Genomic DNA, 15,004 nt, shown 5'->3' on the forward strand with positions numbered 1-15,004 from the left:
GGTACCCGCAGGGTAGACCCGCTACAGCGCGAGCCGGAAGCAGTGTGCCTCCCGCTTCGTCACCGGCGACATGAAGGTCTCGGCCAGCTCCATGCCGAGCCGCCGGGTCACCGCGACGGACCGTGCGTTACGGGCGTCCACCATCGCCACCACGTCCGGTATGCCCGCCGCGCGCACCCGCTCCAGGGTGGCCTGCGCGGCGGCGGTCGCGTACCCCTTCCCCCAGGCGGCCCGGCCGAGCCGCCAGCCGATCTCGATCTCGCCCGTGGGCCCCCAGTCGCGCGGCCAGGGCTGCGCCCCGGCGAAGCCGATGGGCTGACCGTCCGCGTCGAGCAACGTCCAGAGGCAGAAGCCGAGTTCGGCGTCGTGTCTGCGCTGCCGGGCGGTCAGCTCCTCGTACACGGAGAGCTCGGCCGACGCGCCGCTGCCGAAGAACTCCATGACGTCCGGGTCGTCGAAGAGCCGGTGCCAGACGAACGCGTCCTCGTGCGTCGGAACACGCAGTTGTACGGCGGGCGGGGTCTCGGTCGGCAGTGCCTGCTTTGTCACGGGTGGCCCTTCGGCTTACGGATCAGTACCGCTGCATAGACTGCCCATATCCCGTGCCCGTCGGCACACAGATTTCGAGCCTTGGGGAGAACCCGCCGTGACCCAGCCCCAGCCCCTCACCGAACACACCGCTGATGTGATCGTCGTCGGGGCCGGGCCAGCCGGTTCCACGACCGCCTACTACCTGGCGAAGGCCGGACTCGACGTACTCCTCTTGGAGAAGACCGCGTTCCCAAGGGAAAAGGTCTGCGGCGACGGCCTGACGCCGCGCGCCACCAAGCAGCTCGTGTCCATGGGGATCGACATCTCCGAGGAGGCGGGCTGGCTGCGGAACAAGGGCCTGCGCATCATCGGGGGCGGCGTCCGGCTCCAGCTGGATTGGCCGGAACTCGCCGCCTACCCGAACTACGGCCTGGTCCGTAAGCGCGACGACTTCGACGAGCAGCTCGCGAACCAGGCGCAGAAGGCGGGCGCCCGCCTGTACCAGCGCTGCAACGTCGGCGCCCCGATCGTCGACGACCGCACGGGCCGCATCACCGGCGTGCACGCCAAGCTCGGCGAGGAGAAGACCCCGGTCACCTTCCACGCCCCGCTGGTGGTCGCCGCCGACGGCAACTCGACGCGGCTCTCCCTCGCGATGGGTCTGCACCGCCGCGAGGACCGCCCGATGGGCGTCGCCGTCCGTACGTACTTCACCTCGCCGCGCCACGACGACGACTACCTGGAGTCCTGGCTTGAGCTGTGGGACCGCCGGGGCGCCGAGGACCGGCTCCTGCCCGGATACGGCTGGGTGTTCGGCATGGGCGACGGCACGTCGAACGTGGGGCTCGGCATCCTCGACTCCTCCTCCGCCTACAAGGAGCTGGACTGGCGCGAGGTGTTGAAGGCCTGGTGTGCCTCGATGCCGGAGGAGTGGGGCTACACCCCGGACAACATGACGATGCCGATCCGCGGCGCCGCCCTGCCCATGGCCTTCAACCGCCAGCCGCACTACACCAAGGGCCTGCTCCTGGTGGGCGACGCGGGCGGCATGGTGAACCCCTTCAACGGCGAGGGCATCGCGTACGCCATGGAGTCCGGGCAGATCGCGGCGGACGTCATCGTCCAGGCGCACGCCCGCGCCACCCCCGTCCAGCGCGAACTCGCCCTCCAGCGCTACCCGAAGGTCCTCAAGGACACGTACGGCGGCTACTACACGCTGGGCCGCGCCTTCGTGAAGCTCATCGGCAACCCGAAGGTCATGAAGATCGCCACGCAGCGCGGTCTGACGCACCCGATGCTGATGCGCTTCACCCTGAAGATGCTGGCCAACCTCACCGACCCGACGGGCGGCGACGCGATGGACCGCATCATCAACGGCTTGAGCAAGGTGGCCCCGAAGGCGTGAATCCCTGTCCGATTTGCCCTTACCCGGTGCGTGGTACGAGGCTGGTCGCATGATTTTCATCGCCGTCAAGTTCACCGTCCGCCCCGAGTACGCCGACAGCTGGCTGGAGCGGACCGCCGAGTTCACCCGGGCCACGCGCGCGGAGGAGGGCAACCTCTTCTACGACTGGTCCCGCAGCGTCGACGACCCCAACCAGTTCGTCCTCCTGGAGGGCTTCGCCTCCCAGGAGGCGGGCGCGGCGCACGTCGGCTCCGACCACTTCAAGGCCGGCATGGAGACGATGTCCGAGTTGATCGCCTCGACGCCCGAGATCATCCACACCGAGATCCCGGGCAGCAGCTGGTCCGAGATGGGTGAGCTCTCCCCGAAGGGCTGAGCCTTCACCAGAAGCGCACAGAAGGGCCGGGAACCCCGCTGGGGTTCCCGGCCCTTCTGTGTGGCTGTGTGTGGCTGTGAGGGCCCTTAGAGGACGCGCACGGCGCCGTCGGCCGGGTAACCCGACAGATCCTGGATGACAACGCCCTTGCTGGGGTTGGCGGCGTCGAGGTACTGGCCGTTACCGATGTACACACCCACGTGGTACGCGGAGCCCGCGCCACCCCAGTAAAGGATGTCGCCCACCTGGACGCTGTCGAGCGAGACCGGCGTACCGGCGACCGACTGGTCCTGCGAGACGCGCGGAAGGTCCACGCCCGCCTGCTTGAACGCGGCCTGGACGAGGCTGGAGCAGTCCCAGGCGTTGGGTCCTGAGGCACCCATGACGTACGCGTCACCGAGCTGGGCCTTGAGGAAGCTGATGACCGAGCCGACGCTGCCGCTGGCCGGGGCGGCCACATCGGCGGACGAGGCGCTGGAGCCGCCGGCGGCGCTGAGCGTCGTGCGCTCGGCGGAACGCGAGGCGCGCTCCTCCTCCGCCTTCTTCTTGGCGGCGGCCTCGGCCTTCGCCTTGGCCTCCGCCTTCTTCTCGGCGGCGGCCTGGTCTTCCTTGGCCTGCTTGGCGGCCTTCACGGCGGCCGCGTCCTGCTCGGCGCGGAGCTCGTAGCTGTCGGCGGTCTGCTGCGTGACTTCAGCGGACTGCGCGATCTGCGTGGAGAGGTCCGCGGTGAGCGTGGGCATTTCGATGGTCTCGGTCACCGGCTCGGCGGCGTTCGCCGTGCCAGCGGCCGCGGCCACTGCCAGGGTGCTGAGGACGCCACCGGCAACTCCGGCGCGCAGGGCCATCTTCGAGGCGCTACGACGGGGCTTCCGGTGGCTGGGTATGTGAGCGGTGTGGGACATGAGAACAACCGCTATCAGGGAGTCAGGGTTCCCATCAAGAAACGTGGGCTGCGCCACAGTTGCTCGTGACGGCCGCGAATCCCGGGCGTGTCACTTCTTATTGACGCCGTAACGGGCAATGCGGACAACGGTGATCACGCCTGTGATCATGGGTTTTCCGTGATACGCCCGAATTGCCCGTGGTCTACCACCGGTTGAGCCGGTTGGCCAAGCCCGGTTTCTTTGCCGCGCATTGGCATGTGGCGCAGGTCACAGGTGTGGCCCCGGGGGATCTCTCCGAGATCCCGCCGACACCTTCCCGAGATCTCCCGAAGAATTCAGGGGTGTTGCCCGTATGGGGGATCGGTGACGGATCGACGGCGAATCGACGGTGGATCGACGACGGGCCGGTGTGGGACGGGTGCCGATTCACCCTCATGCCGCCTTCGTCGCGGATGTCGCTCCGCCTTCGCGTGGATGTCGCTCCGGCCGCTCGTGAATCGGTGCACGCGTCCGCGGTTGTCCACTCGCGTCCACACCGCTCCCGCCAAAGTGTGAATGAGCCGCCACTATCAAGCCAGCGTGTCCAGCGCCAATTTGCTTACTGCGGGCGACGCTTGATAGGGCGACCCCTCCCCGACCAGCGGTAACTCGCTGAGATGTCACCTCTGGTGATCACTCAGGCGCTTCGCGTATGAAGATCACCGCTCATCCGACTTCATGATCCTTCGTCAGGTGGTGGAGATCACAAAGCCGTTGTCGCACCCCGTGTCGCAGATCACAGACCGGCGGGCATAAGATGCGGGGCAGTTGGGCTTGTGACCTGCTTCACATGTAAGCGATCTTCGTGAGGGCGGGACCCGGTCCAATGCAACCGCCAACAGTCAGTGCCGACTGAGAGGAGCGAGGAGCGTGAACGCCTATGCGCCCATCCTCGTGCTGGGAGCCCTCGGGGCAGGCTTTGCGATCTTCTCCGTGGTCATGGCCACGCTTATCGGTCCAAAGCGGTACAACCGCGCCAAGCTCGAGGCGTATGAGTGCGGTATCGAGCCGACGCCGACTCCGGCCGGCGGCGGGCGATTCCCGATCAAGTACTACCTGACGGCGATGCTCTTCATCGTCTTCGACATCGAGATCGTCTTCCTTTACCCCTGGGCCGTCACCTTCGACGCCCTTGGGATTTTCGGGCTCGTGGAGATGCTGCTCTTCGTGCTCACCGTCTTCGTCGCGTACGCGTACGTATGGCGGCGCGGCGGCCTGGAATGGGACTAAAGGTCTGAGGGGCCAAAGAGCATGGGACTCGAAGAGAAACTGCCGAGCGGTTTTCTGCTGACCACCGTCGAACAAGCCGCGGGCTGGGTGCGCAAGTCATCCGTCTTCCCCGCGACCTTCGGCCTCGCGTGCTGCGCCATCGAGATGATGACGACGGGGGCCGGGCGTTATGACCTGGCCCGCTTCGGCATGGAGGTCTTCCGCGGTTCACCGCGCCAGGCCGACCTGATGATCGTGGCCGGGCGTGTGAGCCAGAAGATGGCGCCGGTCCTGCGGCAGGTCTATGACCAGATGCCCAACCCCAAGTGGGTCATTTCCATGGGGGTTTGCGCTTCATCGGGCGGGATGTTCAACAATTACGCGATTGTGCAGGGTGTGGATCACATTGTCCCTGTTGACATCTATTTGCCCGGCTGTCCGCCGCGGCCCGAGATGCTGATGGACGCCATCCTCAAGCTCCACCAGAAGATCCAGGGCGGAAAGCTCGGGGTCAACGCCGAGGAAGCGGCCCGCGAGGCGGAGGAAGCGGCCCTCAAGGCGCTCCCCACCATCGAGATGAAGGGGCTGCTGCGGTGAGCGACGCGCACGACGAGCACCGAAACGGGAACGCGAACGGGAGCGCGAACGGCAACGGCGTTCCCGCCCCCCGCGACGAGGCAGGCAAGGTCATCGGCGTCCGCAAGGGCATGTTCGGCGCCAACAACGGCGGCGACACGTCCGGTTACGGCGGGCTCGTGCGGACGGTCACCCTGCCGGGTGCCTCCGCGCGCCCGTACGGCGGCTGGTTCGACGAAGTCGCGGACGAGCTGGAAGGCGCCCTGGAAGAGCAGGGGCTGCTTCCGGAGAACGCGATCGAGAAGACGGTCGTCGACCGTGACGAGCTGACCTTCCACATCGCGCGCGAGCACCTCGTCAGGGTCGCCCAGACCCTGCGCGACGACCCGGCCCTGCGCTTCGAGCTCTGCACGGGCGTCTCGGGGGTGCACTTCCTGGAGGACAAGGGCCGCGAGCTGCACGCCGTCTACCACCTGCGCTCGATCACCCACAACCGCCTGATCCGGCTCGAAGTCAGTGCCCCTGACGCCGATCCCCACGTCCCCTCGCTGGTCGCGGTCTATCCGACCAACGACTGGCACGAGCGCGAGACGTACGACTTCTTCGGCCTGATCTTCGACGGTCACCCAGCCCTTACGCGGATCATGATGCCGGACGACTGGCAGGGCTTCCCGCAGCGCAAGGACTACCCCCTCGGCGGCATCCCCGTCGAGTACAAGGGCGCCCAGATCCCGGCTCCGGACCAGCGGAGGTCGTACAGCTGATGTCTGCCACTCAGGGAACTTCCCACGCTTCTGCCCGTGAGACGACCGAGGGGACTGTATATACAGTCACCGGCGGCGACTGGGACGAGGTCGTCCAGTCCGCGGCCCGGTCCGACGACGAGCGCATCATCGTCAACATGGGGCCGCAGCACCCCTCCACCCATGGTGTGCTCCGGCTCATCCTGGAGATCGAGGGCGAGACCGTCTCCGAGGCCCGCTGCGGCATCGGCTATCTGCACACGGGCATCGAGAAGAACCTCGAATACCGCACCTGGACGCAGGGCACGACGTTCGTCACGCGCATGGACTATCTGACGCCGTTCTTCAACGAGGCGGCGTACTGCCTCGGGGTCGAGAAGCTCCTCGGCATCGAGGACCAGATCCCGGACCGCGCGTCGATCATCCGCGTGCTCCTGATGGAGCTCAACCGGCTCTCCTCGCACCTGGTGTGCATCGCCACCGGCGGCATGGAGCTGGGCGCGACGACGATCATGATCTACGGCTTCCGCGATCGTGAACTCGTTCTCGACATCTTCGAGCTGATCACCGGCCTGCGCATGAACCACGCGTACATCCGGCCCGGCGGACTCGCCCAGGACCTGCCCCCGGGCGCGGTGGACCAGATCCGCGAGTTCGTGAAGAAGATGCAGAAGAACCTCGGCGAGTACGACAAGCTCGCCACCGGGAACCCCATCTTCAAGGCCCGTATGCAGGACGTCGGCTATCTCGACCTCGCGGGCTGCATGGCACTCGGCGCCACGGGGCCCGTCCTGCGCTCGGCCGGTCTGCCGCACGACCTGCGCAAGTCGCAGCCCTACTGCGGCTACGAGAACTACGAGTTCGACGTGCCGACCGCCGACACCTGCGACTCCTACGGACGCTTCCTGATCCGCCTGGAGGAGATGCGCCAGTCGCTGCGCATCGTCGAGCAGTGCCTGGACCGCCTGGAGCCGGGCCCGGTCATGGTCGGCGACAAGAAGATCGCCTGGCCCGCGCAATTGGCGCTCGGCCCGGACGGATTGGGCAACTCGCTCGATCACATCAAGAAGATCATGGGCACCTCCATGGAGGCCCTGATCCACCACTTCAAGCTGGTGACCGAGGGCTTCAGGGTCCCGGCCGGGCAGGCGTACACCGCGGTCGAATCGCCCAAGGGCGAGCTCGGGGTGCATGTCGTATCCGACGGCGGCACCCGCCCCTACCGGGTCCACTTCCGCGACCCGTCCTTCACCAACCTCCAGGCCATGGCGGCGATGTGCGAGGGCGGCCAGGTCGCTGACGTCATCGTCGCCGTCGCGTCCATCGACCCCGTGATGGGAGGCGTCGACCGGTGACCACCACCCCTTCCCAGCAGGGCGCGGGCGTCAGCCTCGGCATGCCCCAACTCCCCGCCCCCGACTACCCGGCCGACGTACGGGCCAGGCTCGACGCGGACGCCAAGGAGGTCATCTCCCGCTACCCGGACTCGCGGTCCGCGCTGCTCCCGCTGCTGCACCTGGTGCAGTCGGAGGAGGGCCACGTCACGCGCACGGGAATGGCCTTCTGCGCGGAGGTGCTCGGCCTGACCACCGCCGAGGTCACCGCGGTCGCGACCTTCTACACGATGTACCGGCGCAAGCCCTCCGGTGACTACCAGGTCGGCGTCTGTACGAACACGCTCTGCGCCGTCATGGGCGGCGACGCGATCTTCGAGTCGCTCCAGGAGCACCTGGGCGTCGGCAACGAAGGCACCACGGAGGACGGCAAGGTCACGCTGGAGCACATCGAGTGCAACGCGGCCTGCGACTTCGCTCCCGTCGTGATGGTCAACTGGGAGTTCTTCGACAACCAGACTCCCGAGACCGCCAAGCGGCTCGTCGACGACCTCCGCGCGGGCGTGCAGGTCGAGCCGACCCGTGGCGCCCCCTTGTGCACGTACAAGGAGACGGCCCGGATTCTGGCGGGCTTCCCGGACGAGCGTGCCGGCGCCGTCGAGGCGAGCGGCGGCGCGGGCCCGGCCTCGCTGATCGGACTGCGCCTCGCCAAGGGCGAGTTGCCGCAGCCCAGGGTGGTCCACCCACGCACCGGCGGTCCGCAGGACGAGGCGCCTGCCGAGCACCTCAGCTCGCACGACGCACCGCAGGAGACCTCGGCATCCGACCCGGCCCACCCGGCCGGACCCACCGCCGAGGAGGGGGAGTGATGACCTTGGCAGCCGAGATCGACCACGAGACGAGCCCGGAGAAACTGCTCGCACCGGTGCTTTCGGCGTTCTGGGACGAGGAGAAGTCCTGGACGCTGGACACCTACCGGCGGCACGAGGGGTACGAAGGCCTCCGCAAGGCCCTGGCCATGGCGCCGGACGACCTCATCGCGTACGTGAAGGACTCCGGTCTGCGCGGGCGGGGTGGCGCGGGATTCCCCACCGGAATGAAATGGCAGTTCATTCCGCAGGGAGATGGAAAGCCGCACTATCTAGTTGTCAACGCCGACGAATCGGAGCCGGGGACCTGCAAGGACATCCCGCTCCTCTTCGCCAATCCGCATAGCCTCATCGAGGGCATTGTGATCGCCTGTTACGCGATCCGCTCGTCGCATGCCTTCATCTACCTGCGCGGTGAAGTCGTCCCCGTGCTCAGGCGGTTGCACGAGGCCGTGCGTGAGGCGAAAGAGGCGGGATTCCTGGGCGAGAACATCCTGGGCAGCGGACTCGACCTCGAACTCACCGTGCACGCGGGCGCGGGCGCGTACATCTGTGGTGAGGAGACCGCGCTGCTCGACTCGCTCGAAGGCCGCCGTGGCCAGCCGCGACTGCGTCCCCCTTTCCCTGCCGTCGCGGGCCTCTACGCATGCCCCACTGTTGTCAATAACGTCGAGTCCATCGCGTCGGTTCCCGCGATCCTGAATCGCGGAAAAGACTGGTTCAAGTCGATGGGGAGCGAGAAGTCCCCCGGCTTCACGCTCTATTCGCTGAGCGGCCACGTCACGAGCCCCGGCCAGTACGAGGCCCCGCTCGGCATCACCCTGCGCCAGCTGCTCGACATGAGCGGCGGGATGCGGGCAGGACACCGGCTCAAGTTCTGGACGCCGGGCGGGTCTTCGACGCCGATGTTCACCGACGAGCACCTCGACGTCCCGCTGGACTACGAGGGCGTGGGCGCCGCCGGGTCGATGCTCGGCACGAAGGCCCTGCAGTGCTTCGACGAGACGACGTGCGTGGTGCGGGCGGTCACGCGCTGGACCGAGTTCTACGCCCACGAGTCCTGCGGCAAGTGCACGCCCTGCCGCGAAGGGACGTACTGGCTGGTGCAGTTGCTCCGTGACATCGAGGCCGGCAAGGGCGTCATGTCCGACCTCGACAAGCTGAACGACATCGCCGACAACATCAACGGCAAGTCCTTCTGCGCTCTCGGTGACGGCGCCGCGTCGCCGATCTTCTCCTCGCTCAAGTACTTCCGCGAGGAGTACGAGCAGCACATCACCGGCAAGGGCTGCCCCTTCGACCCGGCCAAGTCGACTCTCTGGGCCGACAGGCCCTCCGCACATTCGGAGGTGAACGCATGACAGTGACCACCAACAGCGCTCCCTCCGGAGGGGGCGAGGCGGCGGTTCCGCCGGAAGACCTCGTGTCGCTGACGATCGACGGCATCGAGATCAGCGTCCCGAAGGGGACGCTGGTGATCCGGGCCGCCGAGCTCCTCGGCATCGAGATCCCGCGCTTCTGCGACCACCCGCTGCTCGACCCGGCGGGCGCCTGCCGGCAGTGCATCGTCGAGGTGGAGGGCCAGCGCAAGCCGATGGCCTCCTGCACCATCACCTGCACCGACGGCATGGTCGTGAAGTCGCAGCTGTCCTCGCCGGTCGCCGAGAAGGCCCAGCGCGGTGTGATGGAGCTGCTCCTGATCAACCACCCGCTGGACTGCCCGGTCTGCGACAAGGGCGGCGAGTGCCCCCTGCAGAACCAGGCGATGCAGGTCGGCGACACGGACTCCCGCTTCGAGGGCAAGAAGCGGACGTTCGAGAAGCCGGTGCCGATCTCCACGCAGGTGCTTCTCGACCGTGAGCGGTGCGTGCTGTGCGCGCGCTGCACCCGGTTCTCGAACCAGATCGCGGGCGACCCGATGATCGAGCTGATCGAGCGCGGCGCGCTCCAGCAGGTCGGCACGGGCGAGGGCGACCCCTTCGAGTCGTACTTCTCCGGGAACACCATCCAGATCTGCCCGGTCGGCGCGCTGACCTCGGCGGCGTATCGCTTCCGCTCGCGTCCCTTCGACCTGGTGTCGTCGCCGTCGGTGTGCGAGCACTGCGCGGGCGGCTGCGCGACCCGCACCGACCACCGGCGCGGCAAGGTCATGCGGCGCCTCGCGCAGGACGACCCCGAGGTCAACGAAGAGTGGGTCTGCGACAAGGGGCGCTTCGGCTTCCGTTACGCGCAGAAGCCGGACCGGCTCACCACGCCGCTGGTGCGCAACGCGGAGACGGGTGAGCTGGAGAAGGCCAGTTGGCCCGAGGCCCTCGAAGCCGCGGCCACCGGGCTCGCCGCCGCGCGCGGCCGGGCCGGCGTGCTGACCGGTGGTCGTCTCACCGTCGAGGACGCCTACGCGTACAGCAAGTACGCGCGCGTGGCGCTCGACACGAACGACATCGACTTCCGCGCGCGCGTGCACAGCAGCGAGGAGGCCGACTTCCTCGCCGCCCGGGTCGCGGGCCGGGGCCGGGATCTAGACGGCGCCGGAGTCACGTACGCGGAAGTGGAGAAGGCGCCCGCGGTCCTGCTCGTCGGCTTCGAGGCCGAGGAGGAGGCGCCCGGGATCTTCCTGCGCCTTCGCAAGGCCTGGCGCAAGCACGGCCAGCGGACGTTCTCCCTCGCCACACACCAGACCCGTGGCCTGGAGAAGGCGGGCGGCACGCTGCTGCCCGCGGCTCCCGGCACCGAGACGGAGTGGCTCGACGCCCTCGCGGGCGGGGCCGGACTTGAGGGCGACGGCGCCAAGGCGGCCGAGGCGCTGCATGCTTCGGGCGCGGTGATCCTGGTCGGCGAGCGTCTTGCCGCCGTGCCGGGCGGGCTCACCGCAGCCGTACGGGCCGCGTCCGCGACCGGTGCGCGGCTGGTGTGGATTCCGCGCCGGGCGGGGGAGCGCGGTGCCATCGAGGCCGGTGCGCTGCCCTCGCTGCTTCCCGGCGGGCGTCCGTCCACCGACCCGCGCGCGCGGGACGAGGTGGCGGCCGCCTGGCGCGTCGCCGAACTCCCGCACCGCTACGGCCGTGACACCGGACAGATCATCGAGGCCGCGGCGACCGGCGAACTGGGCGCGCTCCTGATCGCGGGTGTGGAGGTCGCCGACCTTCCCGACCCGGCACGCGCGCGTGAAGCACTCTCCGAGGTCGGGTTCCTGGTCTCGCTGGAGCTGCGGCCCAGTGAGGTCACCGAGCACGCCGACGTCGTACTCCCCGTGGCCGCGGTCGCGGAGAAGCCCGGCACCTTCCTCAACTGGGAGGGCAGGGCGCGGATGTTCGACGCCGCGCTGAAGCCCGACCACATGACGCGCACGCTGGCCCCGACGGACGCGCGCGTGCTGCACATGCTGGCCGACGCGGGGGACGTACACCTGGGGCTGCCCGACCTGGCGACGGCCCGGCGCGAGCTCGACCGGCTCGGCGGCTGGGCGGGCACGCACGCCACCGACCCCGTGGAGACGGCAGCTCAGCCGCCGAGGCCCGCCTCCGGAGAGGCCGTTCTCGCGGGGCACCGGCTGCTGCTCGACCAGGGCCGCCTCCAGGAGGGCGACGAGGCACTGGCCGGTACGCGGCACGCCGCGGTCGCCAGGCTCTCCGCGGCCACCGCCGCCGAGGCCGGCGTCAAGGACGGCGACGTCCTTGCCGTCACCGGCACGGCGGGGGCCACGGAACTGCCCCTTGTGGTCACCGAGATGCCCGACCGCGTGGTGTGGCTGCCGCTGAACTCGACCGGGGGAGGCGTCACTTCCGACACCGGTGCGCGCCCCGGCGACCTCGTCCGCATCGGCCCGGCGCTCCTGCCGGAGCCCTCTGAGGCCCCGGAGGTGACGTCGTGATGCACCACATGGTGCCGCTTGCGGCGGAAGACCTGTCCATGTTCGGCCGTGACCCGTGGTGGCTCGTCGCCGTCAAGGCGGTCTTCTGCTTCGCGTTCCTGATGGTGACGGTGCTCTTCTCCATCGTGTGGGAGCGCAAGGTCGTCGCCTGGATGCAGCTGCGCATCGGCCCGAACCGGCACGGCCCCTGGGGCATGCTGCAGTCCCTCGCGGACGGCATCAAGCTGATGCTCAAGGAAGACGTGATCGTCAAGCGCGCGGACAAGGTGGTCTACGTCCTCGCGCCGATCGTCGCGGCCATCCCGGCCTTCATGGCCATCGCGGTGATCCCTTTCGGCCCCGCGGGCAACGAAATCTCGATCTTCGGCCAGCGCACGACGATGCAGCTCACCGACCTGCCGATCGCGATGCTCTACATCCTCGCGGTCGCCTCGGTCGGCATCTACGGCATCGTCCTCGCGGGTTGGAGTTCCGGATCCACCTATCCGCTCCTCGGCGGTCTTCGCTCCTGCGCGCAGATGATCTCGTACGAGATCGCGATGGGCGCCGCGTTCGCCTCGGTGTTCCTCTACTCCGGGTCGATGTCGACCTCGGCGATCGTGGAGGCGCAGGCCGACCGGTGGTACGTCCTGCTGCTCCCGGTCTCGTTCCTGATCTACATCGTGACGATGATCGGTGAGACCAACCGCGCCCCGTTCGACATGCCGGAGTCCGAGGGCGACCTGGTCGGCGGCTTCAACACCGAGTACTCGTCGATCAAGTTCGCGCTGTTCATGCTCGCCGAGTACGTCAACATGGTCACCGTCTCGGCGGTCTCGGTCACCCTCTTCCTGGGCGGCTGGCGGGCCCCGTATCCCATCAGCACCTTCTGGGAGGGCGCGAACCACGGCTGGTGGCCGATGCTCTGGTTCGTGATCAAGGTCCAGCTGCTGCTGTTCTTCTTCATCTGGCTGCGCGGCACGCTGCCACGCGTCCGCTACGACCAGCTGATGAAGCTCGGCTGGAAGGTCCTGATCCCGGTCTCGGTCGTCTGGCTGATGCTCGTGGCGACGGTCAGGGCGATGCGGAACGAGGAGTACGACTTCACCTCGATCGCGCTCTATGTGGGCGGCGGAGTCATCGCGCTCCTGTTGCTCTCCGTCGTCGTCGACATCTTCCGCGACAAGCGCGAGAAGGAAGTGGCGGCACGATCCGAGAGCGCGGAGCCGGTCGCCTTCGACCCGATGGCGGGCGGATTCCCGGTCCCGCCGCTGCCCGGACAGAGCCTGCCGCCCGTACCGCGACGACGCCCGCGCCAGGAGCGGGAGTTGATTGTCAGTGGTGGGCCGGATACTCAAAGTGACGGAACCCGAAGTGACGGAAAGGAGGCGTCCGATGGCTGAGTCGAAGAAAGAGCCGCACCGCGAGCCACACCACGAGTCGAACCAATCGAAGCAGGGGTTCCAGAACCCCGTCGCAGGCTTCGGCGTGACCTTCAAGGCCATGTTCAAGAAGCGGCTGACCGAGCAGTATCCGGAGCAGGAGAAGACCACCGCTCCCCGCTTCCACGGCAGGCACCAGCTCAACCGCCATCCGGACGGCCTGGAGAAGTGCATCGGCTGTGAGCTCTGCGCCTGGGCCTGCCCCGCGGACGCGATCTATGTGGAGGGCGCGGACAACACCGAGGAGGAGCGCTACTCCCCGGGCGAGCGGTACGGCCGCGTCTACCAGATCAACTACGCCCGCTGCATCCTGTGCGGTCTGTGCATCGAGGCGTGCCCCACGCGCGCGTTGACGATGACGAACGAGTTCGAGCTGGCCGACAGCAGCCGCGAGAAGCTCATCTTCACCAAGGAGCAGCTGCTCGCGGGCCTGGAGGAAGGCATGGTCGAGTCACCGCACTCGATCTTCCCGGGCACGGACGAGCAGGACTACTACCGCGGTCTGGTGACGGAGGCCGCGCCCGGCACGGTGCCCCAAGTGGCCCTCTCCAAGGGGGAGACGCCCCAGGAGGCCGCCTCCACCTTCGGGGAAGACGAGCCCGCGTCGGGGAAGGTGATCAACCGATGACGCAGCTCGCCGCCTACACCACGTCCACCGGTGAGGCCGTCCAGTTCTGGGTGCTCGGCACGGTCGCCGTGATCGGCGCCCTGTGCACGATCCTCATGAAGAAGGCCGTGCACAGCGCGCTCTGTCTCGCCGGCACCATGATCATCCTGGCGGTCTTCTACCTCGCCAACGGCGCGTACTTCCTGGGCATCGTCCAGGTCGTCGTCTATACGGGCGCGATCATGATGCTCTTCCTCTTCGTGGTCATGCTCGTCGGTGTCACCGCCGCCGACTCCCTGAAGGAGACCATCAAGGGGCAGCGCTGGCTGGCCGGCCTCTGTGGCTTCGGCTTCGCCATCCTGCTCTTCGCGGGCATCGGGAACGCCTCGGTGAACGAATTCGCCGGACTGAGCAAGGCGAACGCTGGCGGCAACGTGGAGGGCATCGCCGAGATCATCTTCACGAAGTACGTCTTCGCGTTCGAGATCACCGGCGCGCTGCTCATCACCGCCACCGTCGGCGCGATGGTGCTCACCCACCGCGAGCGCACGGAGCGCGCCAAGACGCAGCGCGAGATGTCCGAGGAGCGCGTGCGCGGCAAGCACCTGCCGCCGCTGCCCGCCCCCGGTGTCTACGCCCGGCACAACGCCGTGGACATCGCGGGCCTGCTCCCCGACGGCACCCCATCCGAGCTCACGGTCAACAAGACGCTGCGTGAGCGCGGCCAGATCCGCGATGTGTCGGACGAGGCGCTCGACGACCTGCGGGCCCTCGAACAGCGCTCCACGGAGCGTCTCGAGCGGTCGCCCAAGTCCGAGGAGGCGTCGAAGTGAATCCGGTCAACTACCTGTATCTCGCGGCGCTGTTGTTCGCGATCGGCGCCACCGGCGTGCTGATCAGGCGGAACGCGATCGTGGTGTTCATGTGTATCGAGCTGATGCTCAACGCGTGCAACCTCGCCTTCGTCGCCTTCTCCCGGCTGCACGGCAATCTCGACGGCCAGATCATCGCCTTCTTCACGATGGTCGTCGCCGCGGCGGAAGTCGTGGTCGGCCTCGCGATCATCGTGTCGCTGTTCCGCTCCCGTCACTCGGCCTCGGTCGACGACGCCAGCCTGATGAAGCTGTAAGGGGTCGCTG

Annotated in this window: 15 protein-coding genes; 13 read left to right on the plus strand and 2 right to left on the minus strand. The window is 68.1% G+C overall.

What is annotated here, in order from left to right; all coding sequences use genetic code 11:
* Positions 1–21: 21 nt before the first annotated feature.
* Positions 22–549, minus strand: a complete 528-nt coding sequence (locus tag ACWGI2_RS16125; protein ID WP_453695938.1) for a GNAT family N-acetyltransferase — start codon at positions 547–549, stop codon at positions 22–24.
* A 97-nt stretch (positions 550–646) separates the two neighbouring features.
* Here ACWGI2_RS16125 and ACWGI2_RS16130 point away from each other — a divergent pair, with 97 nt between their 5' ends.
* Positions 647–1,936 carry a geranylgeranyl reductase family protein gene (locus ACWGI2_RS16130; RefSeq protein ID WP_453397509.1) on the plus strand — a complete coding sequence of 430 codons (1,290 nt, stop codon included), beginning with the start codon at positions 647–649 and terminating at the stop codon, positions 1,934–1,936.
* A gap of 49 nt (positions 1,937–1,985) precedes the next feature.
* Entirely contained in the window at positions 1,986–2,312 is a 327-nt protein-coding gene (locus ACWGI2_RS16135) for a putative quinol monooxygenase (protein ID WP_453397508.1), read from the plus strand.
* Between the two features lie 86 nt (positions 2,313–2,398).
* Here the strand turns inward: ACWGI2_RS16135 and ACWGI2_RS16140 are convergent, their stop codons facing one another.
* Positions 2,399–3,214, minus strand: coding sequence for a C40 family peptidase (locus tag ACWGI2_RS16140; RefSeq protein ID WP_453397507.1), 816 nt, complete (start codon positions 3,212–3,214; stop codon positions 2,399–2,401).
* Positions 3,215–4,105: 891 nt separating this feature from the next.
* Between ACWGI2_RS16140 and ACWGI2_RS16145 the strand changes: the two genes are divergently transcribed.
* The 11 genes from ACWGI2_RS16145 to nuoK are packed head-to-tail and all read left to right on the plus strand — an operon-like array spanning position 4,106 to position 14,994.
* Positions 4,106–4,465, plus strand: a complete 360-nt coding sequence (locus tag ACWGI2_RS16145) for an NADH-quinone oxidoreductase subunit A (protein WP_003992243.1) — start codon at positions 4,106–4,108, stop codon at positions 4,463–4,465.
* A 21-nt stretch (positions 4,466–4,486) separates the two neighbouring features.
* Positions 4,487–5,041, plus strand: coding sequence for a NuoB/complex I 20 kDa subunit family protein (locus ACWGI2_RS16150; protein WP_160506582.1), 555 nt, complete (start codon positions 4,487–4,489; stop codon positions 5,039–5,041).
* Positions 5,038–5,784, plus strand: a complete 747-nt coding sequence (locus ACWGI2_RS16155; protein WP_453397506.1) for an NADH-quinone oxidoreductase subunit C — start codon at positions 5,038–5,040, stop codon at positions 5,782–5,784. The genes ACWGI2_RS16150 and ACWGI2_RS16155 overlap by 4 nt, the downstream gene beginning before the upstream one ends.
* Positions 5,784–7,118 (plus strand): NADH-quinone oxidoreductase subunit D, encoded by a 1,335-nt coding sequence (locus ACWGI2_RS16160; RefSeq protein WP_453695940.1) that lies wholly within the window; start codon positions 5,784–5,786, stop codon positions 7,116–7,118. Before ACWGI2_RS16155 ends, ACWGI2_RS16160 begins: the two co-directional genes overlap by 1 nt.
* A gap of 41 nt (positions 7,119–7,159) precedes the next feature.
* A complete protein-coding gene (nuoE, locus tag ACWGI2_RS16165) occupies positions 7,160–7,966 on the plus strand; it encodes an NADH-quinone oxidoreductase subunit NuoE (RefSeq protein WP_453696743.1) in 807 nt (268 codons plus the stop codon).
* The gene (nuoF, locus tag ACWGI2_RS16170) at positions 7,966–9,327 is read left to right on the plus strand and encodes an NADH-quinone oxidoreductase subunit NuoF (RefSeq protein WP_160506586.1); all 1,362 of its coding nucleotides are present in this window, start codon (positions 7,966–7,968) and stop codon (positions 9,325–9,327) included. Before nuoE ends, nuoF begins: the two co-directional genes overlap by 1 nt.
* Positions 9,324–11,837, plus strand: coding sequence for an NADH-quinone oxidoreductase subunit G (locus tag ACWGI2_RS16175; protein WP_453695942.1), 2,514 nt, complete (start codon positions 9,324–9,326; stop codon positions 11,835–11,837). The genes nuoF and ACWGI2_RS16175 overlap by 4 nt, the downstream gene beginning before the upstream one ends.
* Positions 11,837–13,219, plus strand: a complete 1,383-nt coding sequence (nuoH, locus tag ACWGI2_RS16180) for an NADH-quinone oxidoreductase subunit NuoH (protein ID WP_453397502.1) — start codon at positions 11,837–11,839, stop codon at positions 13,217–13,219. Before ACWGI2_RS16175 ends, nuoH begins: the two co-directional genes overlap by 1 nt.
* Positions 13,212–13,886 (plus strand): NADH-quinone oxidoreductase subunit NuoI, encoded by a 675-nt coding sequence (nuoI, locus tag ACWGI2_RS16185; RefSeq protein ID WP_453695944.1) that lies wholly within the window; start codon positions 13,212–13,214, stop codon positions 13,884–13,886. The genes nuoH and nuoI overlap by 8 nt, the downstream gene beginning before the upstream one ends.
* Positions 13,883–14,698: an NADH-quinone oxidoreductase subunit J gene (locus tag ACWGI2_RS16190; protein ID WP_453695945.1), complete on the plus strand. Its 816-nt coding sequence runs from the start codon at positions 13,883–13,885 to the stop codon at positions 14,696–14,698. The genes nuoI and ACWGI2_RS16190 overlap by 4 nt, the downstream gene beginning before the upstream one ends.
* Positions 14,695–14,994, plus strand: a complete 300-nt coding sequence (nuoK, locus tag ACWGI2_RS16195; protein ID WP_016640174.1) for an NADH-quinone oxidoreductase subunit NuoK — start codon at positions 14,695–14,697, stop codon at positions 14,992–14,994. Before ACWGI2_RS16190 ends, nuoK begins: the two co-directional genes overlap by 4 nt.
* Positions 14,995–15,004 lie beyond the last annotated feature (10 nt).

The sequence above is a fragment of the Streptomyces sp. NPDC054866 genome (assembly GCF_053610745.1).

Bases quoted from the DNA above. Each gene is read 5' to 3' on its own strand.
- ACWGI2_RS16135 (WP_453397508.1), top strand. From the start codon at position 1,986: ATGATTTTCATCGCCGTCAAGTTCACCGTCCGCCCCGAGTACGCCGAC.
- ACWGI2_RS16140 (WP_453397507.1), bottom strand. From the start codon at position 3,214: ATGTCCCACACCGCTCACATACCCAGCCACCGGAAGCCCCGTCGTAGC.
- ACWGI2_RS16150 (WP_160506582.1), top strand. From the start codon at position 4,487: ATGGGACTCGAAGAGAAACTGCCGAGCGGTTTTCTGCTGACCACCGTC.
- ACWGI2_RS16160 (WP_453695940.1), top strand. From the start codon at position 5,784: ATGTCTGCCACTCAGGGAACTTCCCACGCTTCTGCCCGTGAGACGACC.
- nuoE (WP_453696743.1), top strand. From the start codon at position 7,160: ATGCCCCAACTCCCCGCCCCCGACTACCCGGCCGACGTACGGGCCAGG.
- nuoF (WP_160506586.1), top strand. From the start codon at position 7,966: ATGACCTTGGCAGCCGAGATCGACCACGAGACGAGCCCGGAGAAACTG.
- ACWGI2_RS16175 (WP_453695942.1), top strand. From the start codon at position 9,324: ATGACAGTGACCACCAACAGCGCTCCCTCCGGAGGGGGCGAGGCGGCG.
- nuoH (WP_453397502.1), top strand. From the start codon at position 11,837: ATGCACCACATGGTGCCGCTTGCGGCGGAAGACCTGTCCATGTTCGGC.
- nuoI (WP_453695944.1), top strand. From the start codon at position 13,212: ATGGCTGAGTCGAAGAAAGAGCCGCACCGCGAGCCACACCACGAGTCG.
- ACWGI2_RS16190 (WP_453695945.1), top strand. From the start codon at position 13,883: ATGACGCAGCTCGCCGCCTACACCACGTCCACCGGTGAGGCCGTCCAG.